This is a genomic window from Rhodococcus sp. GB-02, assembly GCF_053470465.1.
Window position 1 is genome coordinate 350600 of the sequence record NZ_JBPUKE010000004.1, and the last position, 23674, is coordinate 374273.

Consider the following 23674-nt stretch of genomic DNA (forward strand, 5'->3'; position numbering starts at 1 on the left):
CCGAACCCTACTGTCTCGTCTAAGTTTTCACCACCGGGCCAACACTGCTAGACATGTCGTCGCAGCTTTCACGCACTCAAACGTCAGGAGCTTCAGCGGATGAACAACGACACGGTGGGACCAAAGTCCGACGACGATTCCGGGGCTGAACCGATCGGCTCCGACAACATCCCGCCGAGCGGTCCGGAGCGCGAATCCAAGGGGTCGGCTGCATTTCTCCGAAGCCACCGAACCGCAGTCGCGATGACGGCATCGACACTGGTCGTCGGCGCTTTTGTAGCCTGGCTCGGGTACACGGCCTACGAGGCGCAGGGCAACCTGGAAGCGGCTCGCGACCATGCACAATCGGCAAAGAGTGCGCTCCTTGCCGGGGATACGGGGGTCGCAGAGTCCGCCGCGGCGGAAGCCGATGTCGCGGCATCGGCCGCCTATGACAACACCCATTCGCTTCCCTGGAACATCGCCGCAGCTGTTCCGGCCATCGGGTCGCCCTTCGACTCGACGCGCCAGATGACCGAGGTCGTTCAGGGACTCACGCGTGACGTTCTCGGTCCTGCTGTCACTGTCGGAACTTCACTCGCACCAACGGAATTGGTGCAGCCCGGCGGACGCTTGGCACTCGCACCGTTACGCGAAGCAGAACCGAAACTGGCCGAAACAGCTATCGCCGCGAAATTGCTGTCGTCGCAGGCACAGGAAGTTCCCGAATCGAAGTACCTGGGCCGAGTTAACGATGCCAGAGCAGAATTGCAGTCGCAGACAAGCGAACTGGCTACCCTCTTGACGAACACCTCCACAGCGGCTCGCATCGCACCGGCGATGCTCGGCACCGACGGACCGCGCAATTACTTCATCGGTTTCCAGACCAATGCGGAGGCCCGCGGAACCGGTGGCCTCCTGGGTGGATACGGCATCGTCCGAGTCGACGACGGCGCCGCTCGGGTGGATACACTCTCCCCCAACTCCGAACTAACACTGGACAATCAACCGATAGACCTTGGTCCTGACTTCAATCAGCTGTACGGAACAAGTCGCCCGACCACAGATTCTCGCAACAGCAACCTCAGCTCGCACTTTCCCTACGCGGCACAGATCTGGCAGTCCCTGTGGTCACAGGAGTCCGGGGGTGAGATGGTCGACGGTGCAATTGCGACCGATCCGATAGCACTGAGTTACATCCTGAAAGCGGTGGGGCCGATCAAGATGCCCGATGGGGAGTCGGTGACAGCCGACAACGTCGTGGAACTGACCGAGTCGACCGCGTATGCACGCTTCCCTTCCGACAACAAGGCACGAAAGCAGTATCTGCAGACCATCGCGGCTCGCGTCGTCGAGAAGATGACCGGGAACATCAAGTCTCCGAGCGCACTGCTGGAAGCACTGGGCAAAGGCGTCAGCGAGGGCAGAATCGCGGTGTGGAGCTCGCACCCCGAGGAACAATCAGTTCTCGCCGACACGGTCCTCGGTCATACGATCCCCGGAGATTCGGCGCCGTATGCCGGTGTGGTGATCAACAATCAAGCCGGCAACAAGCTCGACTACTACCTCACAAGAGAAATCGACTACACAGCGCAGACGTGCACCGGCGACACCCGAAAGACAACGGTCACGGTTCGACTGACAAACAACGCACCCGACGCCGACCTGACCGAATACGTCAGCGGGATCGTCGACAACCCCGGACGACTGCCCAAGGGCACCAACGTGGCCGCAGTCACCCTACTGGCAACGACCGGAGCAAAACTCGACACAGTCTCGGTGGGCGGGCAGATTTCGTTTGCCGTCAACGGATCAGAGCAGGGGCACCCGGCCTACATGACGAGGGCTGTCATTCCGCGAGGACAAACGGTTGAACTGAAGTTCGATCTGACCGAGCCCACAGCAGAGGGCGAGGCCCGCGTACCGGTCCAGCCGCTGGTCGACGAACCGAAGATCACGGTCGACGTGCCTACCTGCTGAACGTGATCGGCAAACGTCTATCGCTCCCCTTCCGAACGGACGTTTGCCGATCAGCGTCTTTCGACAGCCCTCGATGAACTTTCAACAGATTTGAAACTTTGACGAAGGCTAGCCTATGCTTCCTGACGCGCCTGGAACCAGCCGTCGGCTGCGATCCGTCGGAGTCACACTCCTCGGCGCATCGACAACGGAAGGTTCCTCATGCGATACGCCCGTGTGCGCTCACTTCGCCGAACTGTGGCACTGAGCGGATTGGTCATTGCCGCCCTTGTGCTCGGTGGATGTAGCAACAACAACGCTGAAACCGAATCAGGCAACAGCGACTTCGAAACCGTCACCATCGAAAGTGCACTCGGAAACGCCGTCATCACGGAAAAGCCCGAGCGAATCGTGACCCTCGGCATGGGATCGGCGGAAACCGTGATCGCACTCGGCACGATCCCGGTCGGCGTCGAAAAGTACGCATGGGGCAGCGACGACACCGGGTATCTGCCGTGGGTGCACGAAGCGGTCACTGAGCAAGGTGGCGAATTGCCCGAGCAGTTCACCGGCGGAACCGACCTCAACATCGAAGCGATCATCGCTCTCGAGCCAGACCTCGTCCTCGCCCCCTGGTCCGGCATCACACAGCAGCAGTTCGACTCACTCAACGCATTCGCGCCGACCGTCGCCTACGCCGAGAGTCCGTGGACCATCACGTGGGAAGAGCAGATCAACGTCATCGGCAAAGCCATGGGTGAATCCGAGAAGGCAACGGCCGAAATCGACAAGATCAAGTCGCAGTTCGCTGAATCGACTGCAGCACATCCGAACTACGCCGATGTGAGCTTCTCTTTCATCTACAATACGGGCCCGGGAACGCTCGGCGTCTTCTTCGCAGAAGAGCAGCGTGTGGCTATGGTCCGCGCACTCGGCTTGCAGGTGGATCCCGTCGTCTACACCTTGACGGAATCGGAAGGAACAGACTCAGCAGTCATCGGCCTGGAGAACGCAAACCTCCTCGACAAGTCCGACCTGCTCTTCACCTTCTACTCTGACCCGGCCAATCGCGCCGAGATCGAGGCACAACCGGCTTACCAGGCCATCCCCGCCGTGGCTCGGGGAACTGTGATCGCTCCGACCGAACAGCCCTTCGTAACGGGTTCCTCGATGATCAACCCACTGACCGTGCCCTGGTCGCTCGAGCGTTATGTACCGATGATCGACGAGGCAATCGCGAAGCTGAACAAGTGATGTCGATACGCACCGTACGATCGAGAAGCCCGCGTCCTATTCGGATGCGGGCTTCTTGCCGTCACGTTCGCTCTTGAATCGCATCCACTCACTGCTCAGCATCCGATTGTCGATGATCCACCCCATGTAATCGCGCATGTTGAGCACGCGAATGTACGCAGGGCCGTTGGGGTTTGCGTATTGCAGCGCCTCGGTCGCAAGCTTGCGTTGATTCTCGAGATACACGTGCTCGGTTTCGAGGAATCCGCCCCACACGTCGGAATCCATGACGTAGTAGTGAGTCCGATCCCGAGGCTTGCGCGTGCGTTTGACGAAGCCCCGGTCGATCAACCGGCGAATGTAGGTGGACACCGATCCGCGACTTGCTCCGAGTGCCTGCGCCAGCTCTTCAGCACTGACCCCTGGCGACTCGCTGATCAACAGATAGCCCGCAATCCGACCTTCGATACGAGCCCCACCACCGGACTGCCAGTACACGGAGAACTGGTCGATGAACCAGGTGGAGAAATCGTCACCGCGAGCAGGGCTGGCATCGCCCATTCGTTGAGCCTCCGACGTCACTGGGTACGAACAAAACCCGGTCCGAACAAAACCCGGTCCGAACAATTCGTCACTATTGTGCCAGCACCACACTCACTGAAACGAAAGCATCAGTCCTGGAGTGGTTGCAATGAACTCGAGTTGTTCGATCGTCAAAGGCGAAGCTTTTGTCGAGCCTGCCGGTTTCACGAACTGGGTCACCACGACGGTTTCGCCGGAGGGGTGGACAACCCGGACCGTGTCGTCGCCCGAGCCATAAGGATCGACCAGGCGAGTCACGATGGTGGAGTCCGGCAACGTGAGTGTCTCACCCGGTTCCGGCACAGCGGTACCAACCGATATTTCGACATCGCTGCTGCCGTCCGCTGTCGAAGCGACGATTCGCTCGCACACTCCTCCCTGTCCGTAATCATCTGGAACCAACGAACCGAGCGGGCGTTCCAAGGTGACGCCTGCCGCGCCGAGATCCTTCCACCGTGCATCGAGCAATTGATTCAGTCGGTCGATATCCATGCGCGTCGCAGGTGGACCGGCATTCACAGAATCGGTGTAGCAGGATGCCATCGGTGGCGGCGTCGAGTCTGGAACCGGCGCAGTCACCGCAAGCCCCGGCGCGGTTGCGAGCGCGATCAGTTCGTCCATCGTCAAAAGCGGACCAGTGTCCGTCGACGTGTCGATGCTGGCAACAACCCGGGATCCGTCGCCGAGATACGCGACGACACCGCGCTCGCCCCCGACATCCGAAGCGACTTTGTCCTCGAAATCCGCAATATCCAGCACTGTTCCGTTCGCGAGATGCTCCCGCCGATCCACAAGACCCTCCAAGCACGGTGGCACCGGCTGATCCCATGCACGAACCTGAACCGAGACATCGGCCGTCTGCCCGCCGCGACTTACCGCCCCGCTTGCCTTTGTCGAACCGCTGAACTCGATCGGGTCGACCCCGTCAGGAAACGAGGCGCCCCGGAAATTCTGGATCGGCGCAAACTCGAACGATTTCGACGGACTCGCAAATACAACCTCGACATCGGAAGGCAATGATTCGAGTAACGCATCGCTCATAGCGGTGGCCTTCGGCCCCGAGAACCACGGATAGTCCGGATCGTCATAGCCAGGCTCGCCTGCGAAAACGTAGTTGAATCGCACCGGCGGACCCGGTGATTCGACCGAATCGCAGCCAGGAATCGACGTGCCTGTGTCCTCGTTCATCACCGCCGCGACAACAGTTCCCAATGCGACGATCGAGACGATCACCAGCCCGTCGCGCCAGGTCCATTGCTCGCGACGACGGTTCGACTCGTGTGCGGTGCGCCCAGACATTTCTCGATCATTGCCTACGGCAACAACTACCTCACTACCCGACATACCCAGTGAGGTCGTAAACCGTGGAATTTCCCACTGTCGTCGATGCGAAATTGGCTTCGACCCATTCCTGGATGGCACTCGACGTGCTGTCCCCGCTTTGGCCCTCTCTCTGGCTTCCGCCCTGGCCACCGGCAATGTAGTAGTGAACCTTTCCGTCTGCCACGTACTGGATGAATTGATCCAATGTCGGTGAGGGATCGGAACTCCAACCGCCGGTCGCCATCAACGCGGTATTGCTGGCCAACTCGTAGGTTGCTGCGCTTTGCGAACCGTTGGTCGCGGCCGACCACGTGGTGCCCGCGTTGACCAGCATTGCCGTCAACTCGGAAGTGCTTTCGCTGCCGCTACTAGGTGCTTGCCCGTTCGACGTCGGATTTACAGTCGCGTCAGAAGAATTCGGCGGTGCGTCACCGTTTGGCAGCTCTGGGCCCCCACCGATGCCTCCTCTCCCGCCCATTCCGGAATCGGACACCGCGCTGGCGGGTCCGGCTGTCGGAATGGATCCGCCGTGCGCGGTTGCGGCAGTGGCAATCGCGTAAGACGCCGAAGCCGTTATCCCTGCCAACGAGCCGATGATCAATCCAGCGACAGCAAGCCTTCGGAATCAATCCTTGGCTCCCACGAGAACCAGGATCGCGCCGACGACAGTGCCCGCCAACAGAATCCACTTCAGCATCGGCAGCCATTCGGCATTGCGGTGCAACAACACCCAGCTCCAAATTCCTGCGGCCAGCATCATCGCTGCCAAGCCGCAGCGTCCGATCCAGCGGGCACGCACCAACCACAGGGCGTATCCACCGACGCCGATCATCCCCGCAACAGCAGGCGCCAGCGCAACTGTGTAATAGGGGTGGATCGTTCCGGACATGTAGCTGAAGATCAGGCCGGTAACGAGAAACCAACCACCCCACAGGATCAACGACGCGCGGAGAAGATCTGTGCGCGGTGCGCGTCCCCGAGCGAGCAGTCCGAACACCACTGCGATCAGTGCCGCAGGAATCAGCCAGGAAATCTGGATACCCATCTCGCTGCCGAACAGCCGCTCCAGTCCGGTACTCCCCCCGAAGCTCGAACCTGCACTGCCACCGTTCATTCCGCCACTACCACCGGACAATTCGACACCGGTGTTCCCGAAAAGTCGACCCAATCCGTTGTATCCCAGCACCAAGTCCATGACGCTGTTGTTGGTCGACCCACCGATGTACGGGCGAGAATCCGCCGGCCACAGCCACACTGCCAATACCCACCCACCGGCCGATACGACAACGGCCGTGGCGCCGATCGCCAAGTGGACCAAGCGATCTCGCAAACGTGCTTGTCCGGCAATCACATACGCACCTGCGAGTGCAGGCAATACCATCACCCCTTGCAACACCTTGGTGAAAAGCGAACCCCAGCGCAACACCTGCGAGGGCTACCCACATCGCGGCTCGTCGACCCATCGCCGTGCCCATTGCCCGAATCACGAAGTAGCCGGCGAGAGTCATGAGCAGAACCAACAGTGCATCAGGATTGTCGAACTTGAACATCAGGACGGCAGCCGGCGTAGCGGCCAACACAGCTCCCGACACAGAACCCGCAGCGGGCGACGCCACTCGTTTGACGGCCACATACACGAGTGCAACCGATCCGACGCCCATCAATGCCTGCGGAACTAGAAGGCTGGCACTCGAAAATCCGAAGATCCGTCCGGACAGACCCACGACCCACAACGAAGCCGGCGGTTTGTCGACCGTGATGAAATTCGAGGTATCGAGGGACCCGAAGAACCACGCTTTCCAATCTTGTGAGCCGGCCTGCGTAGCCGCAGCGTAGACGGTGTCGGCGTACCACTCGCGGTCAGATTCCACAGATACAGGACCGCCGTTGCCGCCAACAGGGTCGTCAGCGCCAATCCTGTACGGCGAGTGCGGAACCACGACGGCGAGGGCTCGGCTCGATGGGCAGTTGGTGCCGGCCGCTGAGGTGGGGCCGGATGCAGAACGGCGGTCATCAGGAAGTCCCTTCACGAGTAACTGTCCTGCCAACGATCGCGTCTCCATCCCTGGCGGCACTGGGACCCGTCTGGAAGGTTGCTGTGAATGGATCAGGTCAGAGCGCGCTCGAACAGCACGACGCTGAACCAACCGTTCTCGGCATCATCTCCGAAGTCACGGCGCCCGACCTCGATAAAACCCGCGTCCGAGTAGTAGCGACGCAATCGCACGTTCGTTTCCACACAATCGAGCCGCAGGTACTGCGCGCCCTCCTCCGTAGACCGTCGACGCGCCCAGCGCAGTAAGCGCTCACCCATCGAGTCGCCCGAAAATGCTCGATCGATAACCAATCCGTGCACGTAGCCTGCACGTTCATCCGAATCGAGCCAAACCTGAGGGTCTGACCAGATCAACCTCAGCGCACCGACGATCCTCGACTGCACCTGGTCTCGCGCGACATAGAACTCCCCTCTCGAAATCTGGGCCTCGATCTGCTCGAGAGACACTTCGCGAGGACGCCACTGAGCGATTCCACGTTCCGCCAACCAGTCTTCCGCCCCATGCCGAAGCGCCAAGATCGCTGGCGCATCACTTGCGATCGCCCGCACAACGTCCACAGTCATGATCCCTCCCCTCTCGATACGGCCAACCACAGGTGCGGCCCACAGCGGCACGACCTCTAGGCTCCACCTCGGATGTATCTGCGAGATGGAGCCTATCGGCGTGAAGTTATGTCTCTGAACAGGTCCCACCACTCGGTCAGGTTTTGAAGGTGGTGTTCGCCGGCCGCGGGTGCTGCCCGGGGTCGATCGAGGGCGGCGGGATGAACCACGGTTTGTTGTCGACACCGATCCGGATTTCCCATCTGCCCACGAACCCGGATTTCCGGTGCATCAATCGGTGATGCGAGCGGCACAGCAGGACAAGGTTGCTCATCACCGTCGGGCCGCCGTTCGCCCAGTGCCTAATATGGTGCGCATCCGTCCACGCCGGAACACATGAACACCCCGGGAACGCGCAGCCCTTGTCTCGGGCGATCAACGCGACGCGCTGTTCGGCGGTGACCAACCGTTTCCCGGGTTTCGCATCCAATGGCGCGCCATGATCGTCCAGCAACACCGTCGACAGGAAACAATCACACCCCAGAAGCCTCGTCTGCGACACCGACAGCGGCCCGAGCCACGGCATGTGCCCCACATCAGGATCCGACACAGCCACTCCACCATCAGACGGTGCAGCGGCGCAGTCCCGATGCTCAGCGAGATCACGAGCATTGATATGCACATTCACATGCGGACGCTGACCACCATCCGTGCCGGTCTTGGCGCAATCCAGATACCGGCGGATCAATTCGGTGAACCCGTCCGCCGTCCGCTTCGCCGCCGACCGAGCGTCAGGAGTGCCGTCCGGCACTGGGGTCGGCATCGTCAGATTCGACAACGCCGACAGCAGCATTTCGCCGGTGAGAGCGTCGAAATCCCCTCGGACCACCACCCGACCGTTCAACGTCGAGGCGATCCGCAACTCGTTGCGATCGACATCTTCGGCGGGCGGAATCTCATCCGATTCGAACAACCGCTCCAACGTCGCGATCACGTTCCGCACCTTTGTCGTCGTCGCCTCCACACCCGACGAAGCCGCCAACAACAAATCGATGCACTTCGATAGCGCTTCCTCCGGCATCCCCTTCGGTGGGGACTCACAGAACGCCACGATCAAGGCGGCATGATCGAACGAGCAATCCCCGTCATCGAACCGAGCAGCCACAGCCGGGAACGGCCGCAACGCTGCGCCCAGGGCGGCGATCTTCTTCCCGTCCCGAACCTGCAGCATGGTGTTGGCCGCCAACCACGCACCGACACCGCGGCTGGCGATCACCTGATCGTCGGGACGCATCGAGAGTTCGTCGACCACCGCCACCCGAACGGCTTCCAGGCGAAGAATCTCCGCACTCGCCTCGACAGCAGCAGCCCGCAACTCCGCAGCAGACAACCGCCACAGGCGTCCGCGTAACCCCACCGCAGAACCAGACACCACATCCGACAACAAGACAGTCATTGAATCCCCCGATCCCCACCCCCAACAATCCTCGAACATGCGTTCGAGTCAATAGCGATAGATCTTCAGTGCTCGATCCACCGATTCATCGCTCGCCGGTAGCAACGGCAATCTCAAATGAGGTGTCGGAATCTGCCCCAACGCGTGCAACACACCCTTGATGACAGTCGGATTCGGTTCGGAAAACAGGGCCCCGGACAGCTTCGACAACCGTCGCCCAAGGTCGCGAGCACTGTCCACATCGCCACTGTCCCAAGCCTTTACCAAGCGGACGAAGTCACCAGTCGACACATGAGCCGACGCCAAAATGCCGCCGGACGCACCCAAGGCCAGGAGCGGTGCGAGGAACAGATCATCCCCGGCCAGCACGGCGAAGTCGTCCGGAAGATCCGCGAAGAGTTCGACGGCAGCTGCGTCGATACTGCCAGCGGCATACTTCACAGCAACAACCCCGGGCAACGCTCCCAACTCTCGCAGTGTGCGACCGTCCAAATCGCACGCAGTTCGGTACGGCACGTGATAGACGATGAGCGGTACCGGGCTCGATTCCTGTAGGTACGCAAAATGCGCCACCACACCGGCTTTCGACGGCCTCGTGAATGAGGGAACCGGCACCAAGGCCGCCGAGACCTCCGGCCACCGACTCAGACTGTCGAGCGCCCGCGCACTGCCCACTGTGTCGCTACCGCCCGCGCCGACGATCAACGTCGCGCCCCGCGCACGGCACACGCTCGCGCAGATGTCCAGAACGGCCACTCTCTCCTGCTCCGTCAGCGTTGCGCTCTCCGCCGTCGTCCCGAGCGCAACGAGCCCGACCGCACCATCGGAGAGAACCTTGTGCGCAAGCCGTTCGAGTGCATCGGTAGCGATACGACCGTCGCTCTCAAACGGGGTGATCAGAGGGACATGGATTCCGGCGAGGCCAATTCGAGTAGTAGTCATAGAATTCACCCTCACCCAACAAACCTTGTAGGTCTAGTTCGCGTTTCCATCTTCGAGCGTAAGCTGAGCTGATGCTTGACGTTCGTCGACTAAGGCTCTTGCGTGAACTAGCGCTGCGCGGCACCATCGTTGCCGTCGCCGAGGCGTTGTCATTCAGTCCTTCTGCCGTGTCGCAGCAGTTGGCCGTTCTCGAACGTGAAGCCGGCGTTCCTCTGTTGGAACGCACGGGGCGTCGGGTGCGCCTCACGCCGGCAGGCGATAACCTCGCACGTCACGCCGAAGTCATCCTGCAACGCCTGGAACAGGCATCGAGTGAATTGGTCGACGCTCGTCGTGGCCTCGCCGGGCCGCTGCGCATTGGAACGTTCCCGACCGCCGCACGTGCGATCCTCCCTCAGGCATTGATCGCACTGTCGCACGATCACCCGGGATTGGAACCGATGGTCTCGGAAATCGACCCAGCCGACGTCGCCGACGCGCTACGAGCCGGGAATTTGGACTTGGCTTTGATTCACGACTACGACTTCGTCCCTCGCCCCACCGAACCGGGCTTGACGACATTGCCGCTGTGCAGCGAAGCCGTGTACCTCGCTTCGAGTGACATCGAGCCAGATCCCGGTAACGCCGTCGCATCGCTGACCGACTGCGTAGAACGTCCCTGGATCACCGCGATCCCCGGAACCGCTTGCCACGCAATGACCATTCGCGCGTGCCAAGCTGCCGGGTTCACACCGAAAGTGCGTCATCACATCGACGAGTTCGCCACTGTTCTCGCCCTCGTTGCTGCGGGACAGGGAGTTTCACTGGTCCCGGAACTCGGAGCAAGTCATCCACCATCTGGAGTGCAGCTCACGCCGATGCCTATTCGGCGACGGACCAAGATCGCCCACCGAGCCGGCTCCGACGCACACCCGGCAGTCACAACCGTGACAAGCGCGCTTCGCTCGGCAGTCCCGCTACTTCTGGACGCCGAGCACTAGCGACACTTACATGTCGAGTCCGAGGTCGAGCACCGTCACCGAGTGAGTCAGTGCACCTACGGCCAGGTAGTCGACGCCGGTTCGGGCGTACTCTGCGGCAACGTCGATGGTGAGACCGCCCGAGGACTCGAGCTTGGTTTCGGGAGCAACAGCGTCGCGGCGTTGGACCGCAATCTGCGTCTGCCAGAGCGGAAAGTTGTCCAGCAGAACAAGTTCGACCTTTTCCGCCAGCACTTGATCGAGCTGAGTGAGATTGTCGACCTCGACTTCACACTCGATGTCCGGCGCGAGTTCTCGGACGGCGCGAAGTGCAGCAACCACCGAACCGGCAGCAGCAACGTGGTTGTCCTTGATCAATGCGGCGTCACCCAACCCCATGCGGTGGTTGACCCCCCCGCCCACGTGAACCGCATATTTCTGCAGAGAGCGCAGGCCGGGCAGCGTCTTTCGACTGTCACGCACTTTGGCATGAGTGCCGGCGATGGCGTCGACCCACTGTGATGTCGCCGTGGCGATCCCCGAGAGATGGCAGACGAGGTTGAGCATCGTCCGCTCTGCCGTGAGAAGTCCGCGGGTGGGTGCGACAACGGTGAGCACCGATTGACCTGGCGCAACCCGAGTTCCGTCGGAGACCCGATCGACGACCTCGTAGTTACCAGCGCCGATCACCTCGTCGAGAACAAGCAGTCCGACGTCGATGCCGGCGACGGTACCCGCTGAGCGTGACACGACCGACGCCTTCGCGACCGCATCAGCGGGAACCGTTGCGGTAGAGGTGATATCGGGGCCGTAGCGCAGATCCTCGTCCAGAGCGAGCCTGACCAATGTGAGCAGCTCGTCACGGTCGAGCGGCGCGGGCAGGATCTTCTGCTCGGTCATCAATGAACTCCTGTCAACAACATGTCGGGTATTTCGAGCGCTCCATCGGCGCCCATCTTGATCCGAGTGCTGCGACGCTGATTCGGATCCGTTTCAGGATAGTCGGTGCGGGTATGGCAGCCACGGCTCTCGGTTCGCGCCACGGCCACGTCGACCAATGCAGTTGCGGTCAGTGTGAGCGCCGAGTCTTCGAGGTCCGGAGCAGCCACCGCCACTGTCTGTTCAGCGTCGGCAAGCGCGGCTCGCGCAGTCTGGAGACCGCCTCCGTCGCGAACCACCGACGCGTGTGCCGTCATGACGGACTGCACGGTCTCTCGCGGCATGATCGGCATCGGCTTGCGCACCACGTTGACCACTTCGGCATGGACATCGCGACGCTCGGCAGCTGCGATTCCTGCACGCTCCCCGACTACCAAACCCTCGAGAAGGCTGTTGGACGCAAGGCGATTCGCGCCGTGCAATCCCGTACGAGCCACTTCACCCGCTGCGTAGAGTCCAGGCACTCCCGTTCGTCCATGGACGTCGGTGGCGACTCCCCCGCACGAATAGTGCGCGGCCGGAGCCACCGGAATGAGTTGAGTGCGTGGATCGATGCCGGCTTCGAGGCAGGACGCGGTGATGGTCGGGAATCTCGAATCGAAGCCGTCGAGCTTTCGTGCGTCGAGATAGACGTGATGGGTGCCGAGGTCTCGTAGGCGTGCTGCGATTGCCCGCGAAACCACATCACGCGGGGCGAGATCACCCAGCGGATGAACACCTGCGGTGACCGAATCACCGTTGGTGTCGACAAGAATCGCACCCTCGCCGCGGACCGCCTCACTGATCAGGGGTCGGCGGCCTACCCCACCCGGAGTGAAGAGCACCGTCGGATGGAACTGAACGAACTCCAGGTCGGCAATCGCCGCACCAGCTTCGAGTGCCAACGCGATTCCGTCGGCAGTTGCGCCTGGCGGATTTGTGCTGCAGGCATACAGCTGACCGAGTCCGCCGGTAGCGAGCAGTACCGCTGGTGCATGGATCACCCCGAGGCCTTCCGGGGAGGAGACGATGAGTCCACACACCCCACGGCGGTTGGTCACCACCTGAACTGCCGCCGCACCGAACAGGACGGGCAGGCCGGCAGCATTGAGGGCTCGCTGCACTTCTGCGCCCGTGGCGTCGCCGCCGGCGTGGATGATCCGACGTGTGCTGTGCCCACCCTCGCGGGTGCGCGACACCTCGCCGTCTCGCCCGCGATCGAAGACCGCTCCCAACGCGGCCAGCGCTGCAACAGCATCGTGACCAGCTTCGACGATGGAATAGACGGCTTCCTCGTCACACAAACCGACGCCGGCCTCACACGTATCCGCAACGTGCGATTCGACGGAATCCGTATTCAGATCGTCGACGACGGCGATGCCGCCCTGCGCGTACTGAGTCGAGGTGTCCGTCGGACCACCCTTGCTGACCGTGAGTACTTTCAGCCCCCGCAGAGAAGCGGTGCGCGCAGCGGTGAGGCCCGCGACACCGCCTCCCACGACGACCAGGTCGGCATGAGCCTCCCAGGCGAAACGCCCGGCAGGGCTGGTCACTCGCCGCCGCCCGGATTACCGATCTCGATCATGCGCTGCACCGATTTCTGCGCACGCTTGGCCATCTCGAGATCGACGTGGACCTCGTCCTTGCCCTCGAGAAGGCAGCGAAGCAACGCGGCAGGCGTGATCATCTTCATGTACGGGCACGATGCGCGGTCGTTGACGGCCTGGAAATCTACGTCGGGCGCCGCCTTACGCAACTGGTGCAGCATCCCGATCTCGGTCGCGACCAGAACCTGCTTGCTCTTGGTGACGCGGGCAGCGTCGAGCATTCCGCCGGTGGAAAGGATCTTGACCTTGTCCGCGGGGACCGCGCCTTCGCCGGCCAGGTACAGAGCCGAAGTGGCGCAACCACATTCAGGATGTACGAACAGCTCGGCGTCGGGGTGCGACTTGGACTTGGCCGTCAGCTCGTCACCGTTGATGCCGGCGTGCACGTGGCACTCGCCCGCCCAGATCTGCATGTTGGTACGGCCGGTCACGCGCTTGACGTGAGCGCCCAGGAACTGGTCCGGCAGGAACAGCACCTCGCGGTCGGCATCGATCGAGTTGACCACGTCGACGGCATTGGACGAGGTGCAGCAGATGTCGGTGAGTCCCTTCACCTCTGCCGTGGTGTTGACGTACGACACCACCAGCGCGTCCGGGTTGTCGGCCTTCCACTCACGAAGCTGCTCGGCATTGATCGAGTCGGCCAGCGAGCAGCCAGCTCGCTCGTCGGGGATCAGCACGGTCTTGGACGGCGACAGGATCTTCGCGGTCTCGGCCATGAAGTGCACACCGCAGAAGACAATCGTGTCCTCGGGTGCCTCGGCCGCGATTCGCGAAAGCGCCAGGGAATCTCCGACGTGATCGGCGACGTCCTGAATCGCAGGCAGCTGGTAGTTGTGCGCAAGAATCGTCGCGCCGCGTTCGCGAGCCAGACGTTTGATCTCAGCGGCCCACTCGGGGGTCGCTTCGACTCCGTTGTATCCGCCGGGGCCGTCGTGAATCTGCGAGGCCGATCCCTCCCATAACGTCGTGGTCGTCATGGCGTTCTCCTTCACCGTGAACCCGGGCTCGTCACCCAGTTCAAATCCGGACGGGCTGGCCCGGATTTCCGTATTCGAGGTTTTCGACTTAGGATCGAAAACGTGCCCAATAGTAACACCACCCACGAAGTGCTTGCAGCGGTGTTCCAAGTTCGCACCTTCCCCGCAAGCATCGCCGCAGGTGACGGCGACCACTGCCCACAAGGGCGTGAAGAGTTGGCCGTGCTGCTGTGGCAGCGTGCACTCAACCCGCAGAAGGGCACGTGGTCCCTGCCCGGGGGCACTTTGCGCGACGACGAGGACCTGACGACCTCCGCTCGACGACTCCTCGCCGAGAAGGTCGACCTACGAAAGGTCGCCCACCTCGAACAACTCTCCGTCTTCAGTGATCCACAACGTGTGCCGGGCCCGCGCCGCATCGCGTCGACCTTCCTCGGACTCGTTCCCCTCAGTGCCGATCCACAACTTCCACCGGACACTGCCTGGCACCCCGTTTCGAAATTGCCGGAGATGTCGTTCGATCACGGAACCGTCGTGCGGCACGCGCGCAATCGACTGGCTGCAAAACTCTCCTACACCAATATCGCATTCGGGCTGGCGCCCGAAGAATTCGCGATGTCGACGCTTCGCGAAATCTACTGCGCTGCACTCGGTTACCAGGTCGATGCCACCAACTTGCAACGCGTGCTGGGGCGTCGAGGCGTTCTGACTCCCACCGGCAACACCGCACCGTCCGGCAAGTCGGGCGGACGTCCACCGGCACTGTACCGTTTCACTGACTCCACCTTGCGAGTCACCGACGAATTCGCCGCACTACGGCCACCGAGCTGACACTGATCATACTGTCAGGCAACAGCTTCGAGACTTCCGCGCTGCAACCACACCGAGGCCACGGCGCCGGCCGGATCGATGACCCGGTTGATTGCACCGAACCGTGTCGTCACCCGATCGAGAATCCGACCGGCCTGCAAACGATCTGTCGGATCGGCGACAATCGCAAAGAAGCGATGGGCGGGTTTTCCCGCCATGACGCGCACCAATTCGGTGACCGTCCGCGCCGTGACTGCCACGCTCCAACCAGCGTCGAGAAACTCGGCGGCAGTGCGCGCACCGTGCTCGAATCCGATGTCCGCGACAAGTACAACTCCCCTGTTCGGGGCGATCTCTGAAACACTCATTGCGGAACCTCCAGTCGGAATCAAACTCTTGACTCCTATGTAAGTCCGCAATCTTGTGCTTCCCTTGTGCCGGTTCTGTGAGAACTCTGGGGATTTGCGCGCCCCACCTCAGGCAGATCGAGACAGCCCCGCCCAGAAGACCGTCGAGGCCGCGTTCACCACATCGCTGACCGGTACGTCGCCCAACATTCCGCCCGCAGCAAGCGTCGCGACGCCATGGAACGTCGCAAAGGCAACCAGCGCAATACTTTCCGGATCGCCGGCGGCAATATCGCCCGCGGTCTGAGCTTCCGACACGAGCCGGACGGTCAGGTCCATCGTCGCGTGCCCCGCGTTGACGACAGTTTCGGCGGCGCCCGGTGCATGCTTGTTGCTGTACATCAACGACAAAAGTCCGGGATGGTCCAGCGCAAAATCCACGTAGGCATTGGCGAGGGAGGAGAACCGGGCCCTCGCGGTCGGTGGAGCATCCGCGACTGCCCGCTCGAGCGCACCGGTCATCCGATGGAATCCACTTTCGGCCAAGGCATCGAGCAAAGCCTGGCGGTCACGAAAGTGCTTGCCCGGAGCCGCGTGGCTCACGCCCGCCTCGCGCGCAAGTTGCCTCAGCGACAACTTGTCGACACCATCTCGTTCGAGTGTTGCTTCGGCCGACGCCAGGAGTTCCTGTCGCAGACTGCCGTGGTGGTACGGCTGTTCGTGGGCGGGCATGGTGGCACCATATCAAAATGTTGTCATTGACAACTATGGTGCCAGTGCCTACATTTGGGATCACCCGAACCGAAGGAGCCACCATGGCCATCGACGTAGCCGGAACCACCGTCCTCATCACCGGAGCCAGCGCTGGGCTCGGTGTGGAATTCGCTCATCGCTTTGCCGCTCGCGGCGCAAACCTCGTTCTGGTCGCCAGACGGGCGGACCGCCTCGAAGCACTCGCCACCGAACTTCGTGGCACGCACGGCATCACCGTGACAGTTCTGCCCGTCGACCTGGCCGCACCCGGCGTCGGCGCGACCCTGCACGAAGAACTCGCCAGTCGCGACATCACGGTCACGTCCCTGATCAACAACGCCGGATTCGGAACACACGGAGCATTCGTGGACGAAAACCTCGAACGCGTCACGTCCGAAATTCAGCTCAACATCGCCACACTCGTCGAACTGACACACACATTCCTGCCCGACCTTCTCACCGGCCGCGGAGCACTGGTCAACATCGCCAGCACCGCGTCGTTCCAGCCGACACCGGGCATGGCGGTCTACGGCGCATCCAAGGCTTTTGTACTCAACTTCACCGAAGCACTCTGGGCAGAAGCTCGCGGTAGCGGATTGACCGTGTTGGCGGTGTGCCCCGGTCCGACGCGCACCGAGTTCTTCGACGTCGTCGGCTCGGAAGATGCTGCGGTCGGGCGAATGCAGACGGCAACTCAGGTGGTGGACACCGCTTTCCGGGCACTGGATCGACGCAACGCGCCGCCGACCGTCGTATCAGGATTGCCGAACTGGGTGTCCTCGATCAGCACTCGCTTCGCAACCCGCCGGTTGGGGGCGCTGATTTCGGGCCGACTGCTGGGTGACGTGCGAATGAAGTCCGAAGCGAAGCGCTCGTCGACGTCGCCTGCGTAGCGACATAACAGTTACGGGAGCTTCGGCTGGATCTCATCGTCGGCCTGTTCGGTCTCGGTGGCCGGATCCCCAGATTCCGGATGGTCACCCACACCGAGGTCGTCGTACGGATTGAGCACTGCGAGAACCAAAGTCACGACGCACGCCGCGAGCGGCTGAAACAGAAGGACGAGCAAGGTGCCGATGTTCGGCGCCCGCGCGATGATCTCCCCGACCGCCGGATTGTCGGCCATGGGGAAACGCAGTTTGGTCACGCCCGAACCCACGAGTGCCATCAGACCCGCTCCCACCGCTGAGCCGACGATCAACCCGCCCAGGGCATACGGGCCTCGACTCAGGCGTGCCAGCCACGCAGCCACTGCCGACAGCACACCGACGATCAGTGCCAGCCAGATGAATACAGCGCTCGCGTCGAACTGGTGAAGACTCTCACCTGTCAACGCGACGCCGCGCCCCTCGGACACCACCAACAGGTGCTCGGCCGGAGCCAAGAACGCCCACAGCACACCAACGAGCACGCTCACGCCCGCAGTGGTTGCGGCGATCACGATCGCGGTACGCAGACGAGTCTGCCGAAGAGAGATCACACAGAGTGACGCTACCTGCGGGCGACGTCGATCGAGTCGACGACACCGTGTCGGGAGCATTTCGCCCACCATCCGTCAGGACTGACCTGAACGATCATGCGACGCCCGCACTGCTCGCAGAAGCGAGGAGGCTCCAGCCCCATCGACGCCGCTGTCGGCGTCGGATCGTCGACACCGTCGACGATCCGACGCCCGGTGAACGGGTTGTACCGCTCCTCGGTCACCGGAGCGCTCACAGAGTGTCGTTCAGTGCTTTGATCGGCATCTGCAGATCGACCAACAGATCCAGATCCTTCTCGGCGGGACGCCCGAGGGTCGTCAGGTAGTTGCCGACGATGACGGCGTTGATTCCGCCGAGGATGCCCTGCTTGGCACCCAGGTCGCCGAGGGTGATCTCGCGTCCACCGGCGAAGCGCAGGATCGTGCGTGGCAGCGCGAGACGGAATGCCGCCACGGACTTGAGTGCCTCGCTGGCGGGCAACACGTCCAGATCACCGAACGGGGTACCCGGACGCGGGTTGAGGAAGTTGAGCGGGACCTCGTCCGGCTCCAGTTCAGCCAGGTTGGCCGCGAATTCTGCGCGCTGCTCCAGCGATTCGCCCATACCGAGGATTCCGCCGCAGCACACTTCCATGCCTGCTTCGCGAACCATCCGCAGGGTGTTCCAACGCTCTTCCCACGAGTGCGTGGTCACGACGTTCGGGAAATGCGACTTCGAGGTCTCCAAGTTGTGGTTGTACCGGTGCACACCCATGGCGGCCAGTTGGTCGACCTGTTCCTGGGTCAGCATGCCGAGCGAGCAGGCGATCTGGATGTCGACCTCGTTGCGGATCGCCTCGATGCCGGCGGCGACCTGAGCGAGCAACCGGGCGTCGGGTCCGCGGACGGCGGCCACGATGCAGAACTCGGTAGCGCCCGACTTCGCAGTCTGCTTGGCAGCCTCCACCAGGCTCGGGATGTCCAACCAGGCCGCGCGAACCGGCGACTGGAAGAGTCCGGACTGCGAGCAGAAATGACAGTCCTCGGGGCAGCCGCCCGTCTTGAGGCTGATGATGCCCTCGACCTCGACCTCCGGTCCACACCACTTCATACGCACATCGTGGGCGAGAGCCAGCAGGTCTTCGAGCCTGTCGTCGTCGAGTCGGAGTACGTCGAGCACCTGGCTTTCGGTCAGGCCAACTCCTCTTTCGAGAACTTGCTCGCGCGCCTGGTCGAGGATGTCGACCGTCGCAGGGGCCGTGCTAATCGGGGGCGGGGTCACAGACGTCTCCTTCAGAACCAGCAAAATTGAACACCGTACAAGTTGAACGGTGTTCACGTTAGAGACGTGGTGGAATACTGTCAAAGGCGGGTCCGATCGACATCCGATCGCGAGCGGTCAACAGCGAGGCGAAACGAGGGGAACAACAAGTGCAGTTGCGACGCGGCGACGTGCTGGACGGCGCCATGGCGATACTCGACGAGTTCGGGCTTGCCGACCTCACGATGCGCAGGCTCGCAACCTCACTGGGCGTCCAACCCGGCGCTCTCTACTGGCATTTCCCGAACAAACAGACCTTGCTCGGCGCGGTCGTCGACAAGATCCTCGAGGACCTCGACGCACCCACTGACGCAGAGACGTGGCAAGAGGCGTATTCCGAACTGGCACACAGACTTCGGTCTGCACTGCTGGCGCACCGCGACGGCGCCGAGTTGGTCAGCGCCACCTTCGCCTCACGAATGACAAGCAGCAAGGTGCGCGAGCACTTCGCGCAAGCCGGGCAAGAATCCGGCCTCTCACGCGAGCACGCCCAACTCGCGGCGTATGCCCTGCTGTATTACGTACTCGGCCATACCGTCGACGAGCAGTCCCGAGCGCAGATGGAAGAAATGGGGGCACTCACCCGGGCTCCCATCTCCCCCGACTCCCCCGAGGTGATCGGCGGCGGTTCCGACGAGGACCTCCTCGACGGCGATCCGACAGTGCGCTTCCAGTTCGGCCTGGACCTCTTCATCGACGGAATTCGCACTCGCTTGAATTCGACCCTGAAGTCAGCCCACACCGAATCGGTTCTACGACACTCCTGACAGTCGCAGTAATGCAGTAGTGCCGGCCGCAACAATCACCACGACCACCAACGGGGCCTTGAACCAGGCGCAGATGCCTCCGGCCGCCACGCCGAACACTCGCGCCGGCCCCGCAACGTCATGCCCGGTGAAGATCGTCGAGGTCGCAACAACTGCAAGCAACAGCACCACGACAGCACGATCGAGGGTCTTCTCAGCGAAACCCGAAAGCTTTACCCGAGCACGGAGCAAAACGCCGCTCACCCTCAAAGCGTAAGAGCCGCAAGCGAACACGACAATACCGATCCAGACCGATGCGGTATTCATCGAACCTTCTCCCGGAACGGTATCGTCACCGCGAGGCTCAGCAGAGCTACGAGCGGCACTGTACCCGACGGCAGGAACGGCGACGTGGCCACCGCAACCGCTGCACCGATCACACCGGCAAGCAATGTCACCTTTTCCCTCAGCGCGGGCAGGACGAGGGCCAAAATGACAACTGGAAAAGCGGCATCCAATCCCAACGCGGCCGGATCTTGGACGACGCCGCCGAGCAGCCCGCCCAGGAGCGCTCCGATCGGCCACGACACCGCGATCCCGATCCCACAGAACCAGAAAGCCGCACGCTTCTGCTTCACCGATCCCTGCGCCATGGCAACCGCGACGCTTTCGTCGTTGACCAGGTGCGCGCCGACCAACTTGCGCCAGCCCGAGCCCCTGTGCCGAGCCTCGCCGAGAAACGATCCCGCGGCCAATCCGTAGGCGAAGTTTCGGGAGTTGATCAGCAAGCCTGCTACAACTGCAGCGAGGGCGCCGCCTCCGGCCGCAATGATTCCGATGAACAGGAACTCCGAGGAGGCACCCAGAACGAGCACAGCCAAGGCAAGCAGCTGCCATATCGAGAATCCAGCTGATCCTGCCGTCACACCGTAGGACACGCCGACGACGGCCACGGAGAGACAGATCAGCACAGTCACCCGGATCGTGTCGCGATCAACTGTTCGCCATAAAGAACGCATGTATTCTATGTTGAACGAAATGACACCGTTCGTCAAGAAAAACGATCGATCGGAGAATCGAACGATGGTCAGTGGTGAAACCGGCACGGATCAGAGCCCGCAGAAACTGGTGGCCGTCGCACTCAAACGCGAGCGCACCCGAGCGGGCCTGAGCCTCTCGGAGGTGGCCCGGCGCGCCGACATCGCCAAATCCACACTCTCCCAACTCGAATCCGGCCTCGGAAATCCGAGCCTCGAAACACTGTGGGCACTCGGCAACGCATTGGGTGTGCCATTCTCACAACTCGTCGACTCGCAGGCACAGACTGTTCAGTTGATTCGAGCCGGAGAAGGGCCGGCGATTGCGTCGGCTAACGCGTCGTACATCGCGACTCTCCTGGCGCCCAGCCCACCGAACGCACGCCGCGATCTGTATCGGATCGTCGCTGAACCGGGCGAGCCGCGCATTTCGTCTCCGCATGCCCGCGGCACCACCGAACACGTTGTGATCGGTACGGGGCGGGCCGAGGTCGGACCGACCGCAGATCCGATCGAGCTCGGCCCGGGCGACTATCTCTCTTATCCTGGGGACGAGGAGCACATCTTTCGGGCACTCCAACCAGGCACGACGGCGATCATGGTTTCGGAGCACACCTGAGCCTCGATCAGTTTCGCCGATGAGTTTCGTCGCTGCGGGAAGTCTGTATCTGCGAGGTGATGTGGCCAGCGCCTCGATCACCGACGGCAGCAACGACCAACAGCAGGAGGACCCATGTCCGGATCCAGCATCAGCAGCATTTTGCTCTCGAGCACCAACCCCGAACGCTTGCGCGATTGGTACGCCGAGGCGTTCGCCCCGAAAGTCGACCGCACGCCGGGCGAACCTGGTTACGACGTCCTCGACTTCAACGGTTTCTACGTCATGCTCGACAGACGCGACGACGTCGGCGAGACCAACCCGCAGCCCGGCCGGATGTTCCTCAACGTCGAGACCGACGATGCCCGGTCGATCGCGCAGCGCATCGACGCACTCGGCGGACACTGGTTCGCCCCACTCGAAGACCGCGGGGGCAGTTTGTTCGCCACCGCGATCGACCCCGACGGAAACTACGTTCAGATCATCGAGTTCAGCGAGGAAGCCAGGGCCGAGATGGAATCCGGAATGACGGATTCCCAAACCACCTAGTCCGGCAACCGCTGGGAACGGAGATAGTCATGCTTGCAGACACGAAAGCATTCAGCGGATTTTCGGTGACTGACATCGACGCTGCAAAGAAGTTCTACGGCGAAACACTCGGACTGAAAGTGACCGACGAAGACATGGGACTCATTCGCCTACATCTTGCCGGCGGAACCGAGATCCTGGTTTATCCGAAACCGAATCACGAAGCGGCGACCTACACGATCCTCAACTTCGTCGTCGACGACATCGACACAACCGTCGATCAACTGACCGCACGTGGTGTGGAGTTTCTGAAATACGACGGATTCCCCCAGGATGCGCGAGGCATCATGCATGGCAACGGCCCCGATATCGCGTGGTTCACCGACCCTGCCGGCAATGTTCTGTCGGTAATCAAGGGGTCCTGACGCGCTTAACCGCTGAACAGCTGTGACTGCCGCTGTTCAGCGGTGTCGGTATTGGAGCGTTCCGCTGCCGCAGTTTCACGCTCGGCCGCCAATTGCTCGGCGCTTTTTGCGTCGACAACGGGCTCCGACGCACTGAGGTCGGAAAACAAGCCACTGTTCGATTCGTTCACATGCCACCCTTTTGCCTGGTCATCGTTGCCGCGCGCAGATAAACCTGCGTTAGAGATCGGTCGATGGCTACTTAAATACTGCCGCCGTACGGCGCCGACAAGACGCCGATGACTCAGCAGTTTCCTCACCCAGTCTTGCACGCCCGTGTTTTCCACGAGAAATTCGGTCCAGACGGGTTGTCATCGACCGCGTGCTGGAGCAATGTGAAAGATGAGCGCGGAGCAGGTCGGCAGCACTTTCGTCGGACACCTGGCCCCTCAATTCACCGCACAATTTTTGGAGGAATCATGTTGGGAATTGCTTTGGGCCTCGGCAGCGCCGCTGTCGGAATCGGCCTCGGACTGCTCGGCGCAGGAGCGGGAATTCTGCTGAGCGACAAGACCGTCAAAACCGCACGACGTGAACTCACCGCCTGACGAGGGCGAGCGCACCGAAAACGGCGAGCGCACCGAATACCTCGGCGTTGGAGTCAGCACTCGCGTGAACGCCGCGATGCGCCATCCCGCGCACTGGGTGTTCTCACGGGCCACGCGACGACGTGGCGTGCATACGGACGCGGTTGTTCCGGCCAGCGCCCAGGATGTGCTCGACAGGTTGACAGCACTTCGAATAAGCACGTGGAGTTACGGTTTCGACCACAAGTCGATCCGTCACCTGGGTCCGATGGCGCAAGATTTTGCGGCGATTTTCGGCTTGGGATCCAACACCCGTCGGATCTCGGCCGTCGATGCGAACGGCGTGTGCATGGCGAGCATCCAAGCCTTGAACCGCAAAATCGGCGCCCTCGAGACAAAAGTCAGCGCACTCGAGAAGGACCTCGACATACTGCGCACGGAGATGGGAGACACGAGAACGGATCGAAATACGTTAGAGATAAACAACAATCACAAATCCTCGATGCTCGACGAATTCGGTGGATCCACCGGTCTGTAGTTTGTTCGG

At 61.9% G+C, this 23674-nt stretch carries 27 protein-coding genes and 1 pseudogene; 11 read left to right on the top strand and 17 right to left on the bottom strand.

All coding sequences use genetic code 11. The annotated features are described in order from the left end of the window. The first annotated feature begins 99 nt into the window (after positions 1-99). Both ACSW29_RS26380 and ACSW29_RS26385 read left to right on the top strand, forming a co-directional pair. Complete coding sequence (locus ACSW29_RS26380; RefSeq protein ID WP_448278676.1) at positions 100-1959, top strand: DUF4012 domain-containing protein; 1860 nt, start codon at positions 100-102, stop codon at positions 1957-1959. Positions 1960-2160: 201 nt separating this feature from the next. Then, complete coding sequence (locus ACSW29_RS26385; RefSeq protein ID WP_347872972.1) at positions 2161-3192, top strand: iron-siderophore ABC transporter substrate-binding protein; 1032 nt, start codon at positions 2161-2163, stop codon at positions 3190-3192. Positions 3193-3228: 36 nt separating this feature from the next. On the opposite strand, the gene ACSW29_RS26390 is transcribed toward ACSW29_RS26385, so the two are convergent. The 6 genes and pseudogenes from ACSW29_RS26390 to ACSW29_RS26415 form a co-directional block, all read right to left on the bottom strand. Next, complete coding sequence (locus tag ACSW29_RS26390) at positions 3229-3732, bottom strand: GbsR/MarR family transcriptional regulator (protein WP_317826419.1); 504 nt, start codon at positions 3730-3732, stop codon at positions 3229-3231. A 93-nt stretch (positions 3733-3825) separates the two neighbouring features. Then, positions 3826-5052, bottom strand: a complete 1227-nt coding sequence (locus ACSW29_RS26395; protein WP_448278677.1) for a hypothetical protein — start codon at positions 5050-5052, stop codon at positions 3826-3828. Positions 5053-5086: 34 nt separating this feature from the next. After that, a pseudogene (locus ACSW29_RS26400) lies at positions 5087-7090 on the bottom strand (ArnT family glycosyltransferase). Between the two features lie 93 nt (positions 7091-7183). Continuing rightward, on the bottom strand, positions 7184-7696 hold the full coding sequence (locus tag ACSW29_RS26405) for an N-acetyltransferase family protein (protein WP_448278678.1): 513 nt from the start codon (positions 7694-7696) through the stop codon (positions 7184-7186). A gap of 136 nt (positions 7697-7832) precedes the next feature. Continuing rightward, complete coding sequence (locus tag ACSW29_RS26410) at positions 7833-9131, bottom strand: DUF222 domain-containing protein (RefSeq protein WP_448278679.1); 1299 nt, start codon at positions 9129-9131, stop codon at positions 7833-7835. 48 nt (positions 9132-9179) lie between these two features. After that, positions 9180-10073: a 4-hydroxy-tetrahydrodipicolinate synthase family protein gene (locus ACSW29_RS26415; RefSeq protein WP_448278680.1), complete on the bottom strand. Its 894-nt coding sequence runs from the start codon at positions 10071-10073 to the stop codon at positions 9180-9182. 71 nt (positions 10074-10144) lie between these two features. Between ACSW29_RS26415 and ACSW29_RS26420 the strand changes: the two genes are divergently transcribed. After that, positions 10145-11053 (top strand): LysR substrate-binding domain-containing protein, encoded by a 909-nt coding sequence (locus ACSW29_RS26420; RefSeq protein WP_347872977.1) that lies wholly within the window; start codon positions 10145-10147, stop codon positions 11051-11053. A 6-nt stretch (positions 11054-11059) separates the two neighbouring features. Here the strand turns inward: ACSW29_RS26420 and nadC are convergent, their stop codons facing one another. From nadC to nadA, 3 genes are read right to left on the bottom strand one after another with little or no spacing between them, the layout of a single operon-like run. After that, the gene (gene nadC, locus ACSW29_RS26425; RefSeq protein WP_347872978.1) at positions 11060-11932 is read right to left on the bottom strand and encodes a carboxylating nicotinate-nucleotide diphosphorylase; all 873 of its coding nucleotides are present in this window, start codon (positions 11930-11932) and stop codon (positions 11060-11062) included. Further along, positions 11932-13503, bottom strand: a complete 1572-nt coding sequence (locus ACSW29_RS26430) for an L-aspartate oxidase (RefSeq protein WP_347872979.1) — start codon at positions 13501-13503, stop codon at positions 11932-11934. The genes nadC and ACSW29_RS26430 overlap by 1 nt, the downstream gene beginning before the upstream one ends. Beyond that, on the bottom strand, positions 13500-14537 hold the full coding sequence (gene nadA, locus ACSW29_RS26435; protein ID WP_448278681.1) for a quinolinate synthase NadA: 1038 nt from the start codon (positions 14535-14537) through the stop codon (positions 13500-13502). The genes ACSW29_RS26430 and nadA overlap by 4 nt, the downstream gene beginning before the upstream one ends. 102 nt (positions 14538-14639) lie before the next feature. On the opposite strand from nadA, the gene ACSW29_RS26440 reads away from it, so the two are divergent. Then, on the top strand, positions 14640-15368 hold the full coding sequence (locus ACSW29_RS26440; RefSeq protein ID WP_007733069.1) for an NUDIX hydrolase: 729 nt from the start codon (positions 14640-14642) through the stop codon (positions 15366-15368). Positions 15369-15382: 14 nt separating this feature from the next. On the opposite strand, the gene ACSW29_RS26445 is transcribed toward ACSW29_RS26440, so the two are convergent. Together ACSW29_RS26445 and ACSW29_RS26450 are read right to left on the bottom strand one after the other, a co-directional pair. Then, positions 15383-15715 (bottom strand): short-chain dehydrogenase, encoded by a 333-nt coding sequence (locus tag ACSW29_RS26445; protein ID WP_448278682.1) that lies wholly within the window; start codon positions 15713-15715, stop codon positions 15383-15385. 108 nt (positions 15716-15823) lie between these two features. After that, positions 15824-16426 (bottom strand): TetR/AcrR family transcriptional regulator, encoded by a 603-nt coding sequence (locus tag ACSW29_RS26450; protein WP_448278683.1) that lies wholly within the window; start codon positions 16424-16426, stop codon positions 15824-15826. Positions 16427-16509: 83 nt separating this feature from the next. On the opposite strand from ACSW29_RS26450, the gene ACSW29_RS26455 reads away from it, so the two are divergent. Next, positions 16510-17340, top strand: coding sequence for an SDR family NAD(P)-dependent oxidoreductase (locus ACSW29_RS26455; protein ID WP_347872982.1), 831 nt, complete (start codon positions 16510-16512; stop codon positions 17338-17340). An 11-nt stretch (positions 17341-17351) separates the two neighbouring features. Here ACSW29_RS26455 and ACSW29_RS26460 read toward each other — a convergent pair whose 3' ends face one another. Genes ACSW29_RS26460 through bioB form a run of 3 tightly spaced genes read right to left on the bottom strand, consistent with a single transcriptional unit; the run spans position 17352 to position 19173 of the window. Beyond that, on the bottom strand, positions 17352-17927 hold the full coding sequence (locus ACSW29_RS26460) for a DUF2567 domain-containing protein (RefSeq protein WP_448278684.1): 576 nt from the start codon (positions 17925-17927) through the stop codon (positions 17352-17354). A gap of 11 nt (positions 17928-17938) precedes the next feature. Then, complete coding sequence (bsaP, locus tag ACSW29_RS26465) at positions 17939-18163, bottom strand: biotin synthase auxiliary protein BsaP (RefSeq protein ID WP_230813453.1); 225 nt, start codon at positions 18161-18163, stop codon at positions 17939-17941. Next, complete coding sequence (gene bioB, locus ACSW29_RS26470; protein WP_024487821.1) at positions 18160-19173, bottom strand: biotin synthase BioB; 1014 nt, start codon at positions 19171-19173, stop codon at positions 18160-18162. Before bioB ends, bsaP begins: the two co-directional genes overlap by 4 nt. Before the next feature lie 164 nt (positions 19174-19337). On the opposite strand from bioB, the gene ACSW29_RS26475 reads away from it, so the two are divergent. Further along, a complete protein-coding gene (locus tag ACSW29_RS26475; RefSeq protein ID WP_448278685.1) occupies positions 19338-19994 on the top strand; it encodes a TetR/AcrR family transcriptional regulator C-terminal domain-containing protein in 657 nt (218 codons plus the stop codon). On the opposite strand, the gene ACSW29_RS26480 is transcribed toward ACSW29_RS26475, so the two are convergent. Both ACSW29_RS26480 and ACSW29_RS26485 read right to left on the bottom strand, forming a co-directional pair. Then, a complete protein-coding gene (locus ACSW29_RS26480; protein WP_230813455.1) occupies positions 19980-20300 on the bottom strand; it encodes an AzlD domain-containing protein in 321 nt (106 codons plus the stop codon). The two genes, ACSW29_RS26475 and ACSW29_RS26480, sit on opposite strands and share 15 nt — an antisense overlap. Then, positions 20297-20992 (bottom strand): AzlC family ABC transporter permease, encoded by a 696-nt coding sequence (locus tag ACSW29_RS26485; RefSeq protein ID WP_448278686.1) that lies wholly within the window; start codon positions 20990-20992, stop codon positions 20297-20299. Before ACSW29_RS26485 ends, ACSW29_RS26480 begins: the two co-directional genes overlap by 4 nt. Positions 20993-21056: 64 nt before the next feature. Between ACSW29_RS26485 and ACSW29_RS26490 the strand changes: the two genes are divergently transcribed. The 3 genes from ACSW29_RS26490 to ACSW29_RS26500 all read left to right on the top strand — a co-directional run bounded on the left by ACSW29_RS26490 (position 21057) and on the right by ACSW29_RS26500 (position 22561). After that, complete coding sequence (locus ACSW29_RS26490) at positions 21057-21629, top strand: helix-turn-helix domain-containing protein (RefSeq protein ID WP_230813457.1); 573 nt, start codon at positions 21057-21059, stop codon at positions 21627-21629. 114 nt (positions 21630-21743) lie between these two features. Further along, a complete protein-coding gene (locus ACSW29_RS26495) occupies positions 21744-22157 on the top strand; it encodes a VOC family protein (protein WP_347872988.1) in 414 nt (137 codons plus the stop codon). A gap of 29 nt (positions 22158-22186) precedes the next feature. Next, a complete protein-coding gene (locus ACSW29_RS26500; protein WP_448278687.1) occupies positions 22187-22561 on the top strand; it encodes a VOC family protein in 375 nt (124 codons plus the stop codon). Positions 22562-22566: 5 nt separating this feature from the next. Here ACSW29_RS26500 and ACSW29_RS26505 read toward each other — a convergent pair whose 3' ends face one another. Further along, positions 22567-22887, bottom strand: coding sequence for a hypothetical protein (locus tag ACSW29_RS26505; RefSeq protein WP_448278688.1), 321 nt, complete (start codon positions 22885-22887; stop codon positions 22567-22569). Between the two features lie 132 nt (positions 22888-23019). On the opposite strand from ACSW29_RS26505, the gene ACSW29_RS26510 reads away from it, so the two are divergent. Both ACSW29_RS26510 and ACSW29_RS26515 read left to right on the top strand, forming a co-directional pair. Beyond that, on the top strand, positions 23020-23148 hold the full coding sequence (locus ACSW29_RS26510) for a hypothetical protein (RefSeq protein ID WP_003941742.1): 129 nt from the start codon (positions 23020-23022) through the stop codon (positions 23146-23148). After that, positions 23132-23665, top strand: a complete 534-nt coding sequence (locus ACSW29_RS26515; RefSeq protein ID WP_317826401.1) for a tail fiber domain-containing protein — start codon at positions 23132-23134, stop codon at positions 23663-23665. The genes ACSW29_RS26510 and ACSW29_RS26515 overlap by 17 nt, the downstream gene beginning before the upstream one ends. The last annotated feature ends 9 nt before the right edge of the window (positions 23666-23674 follow it).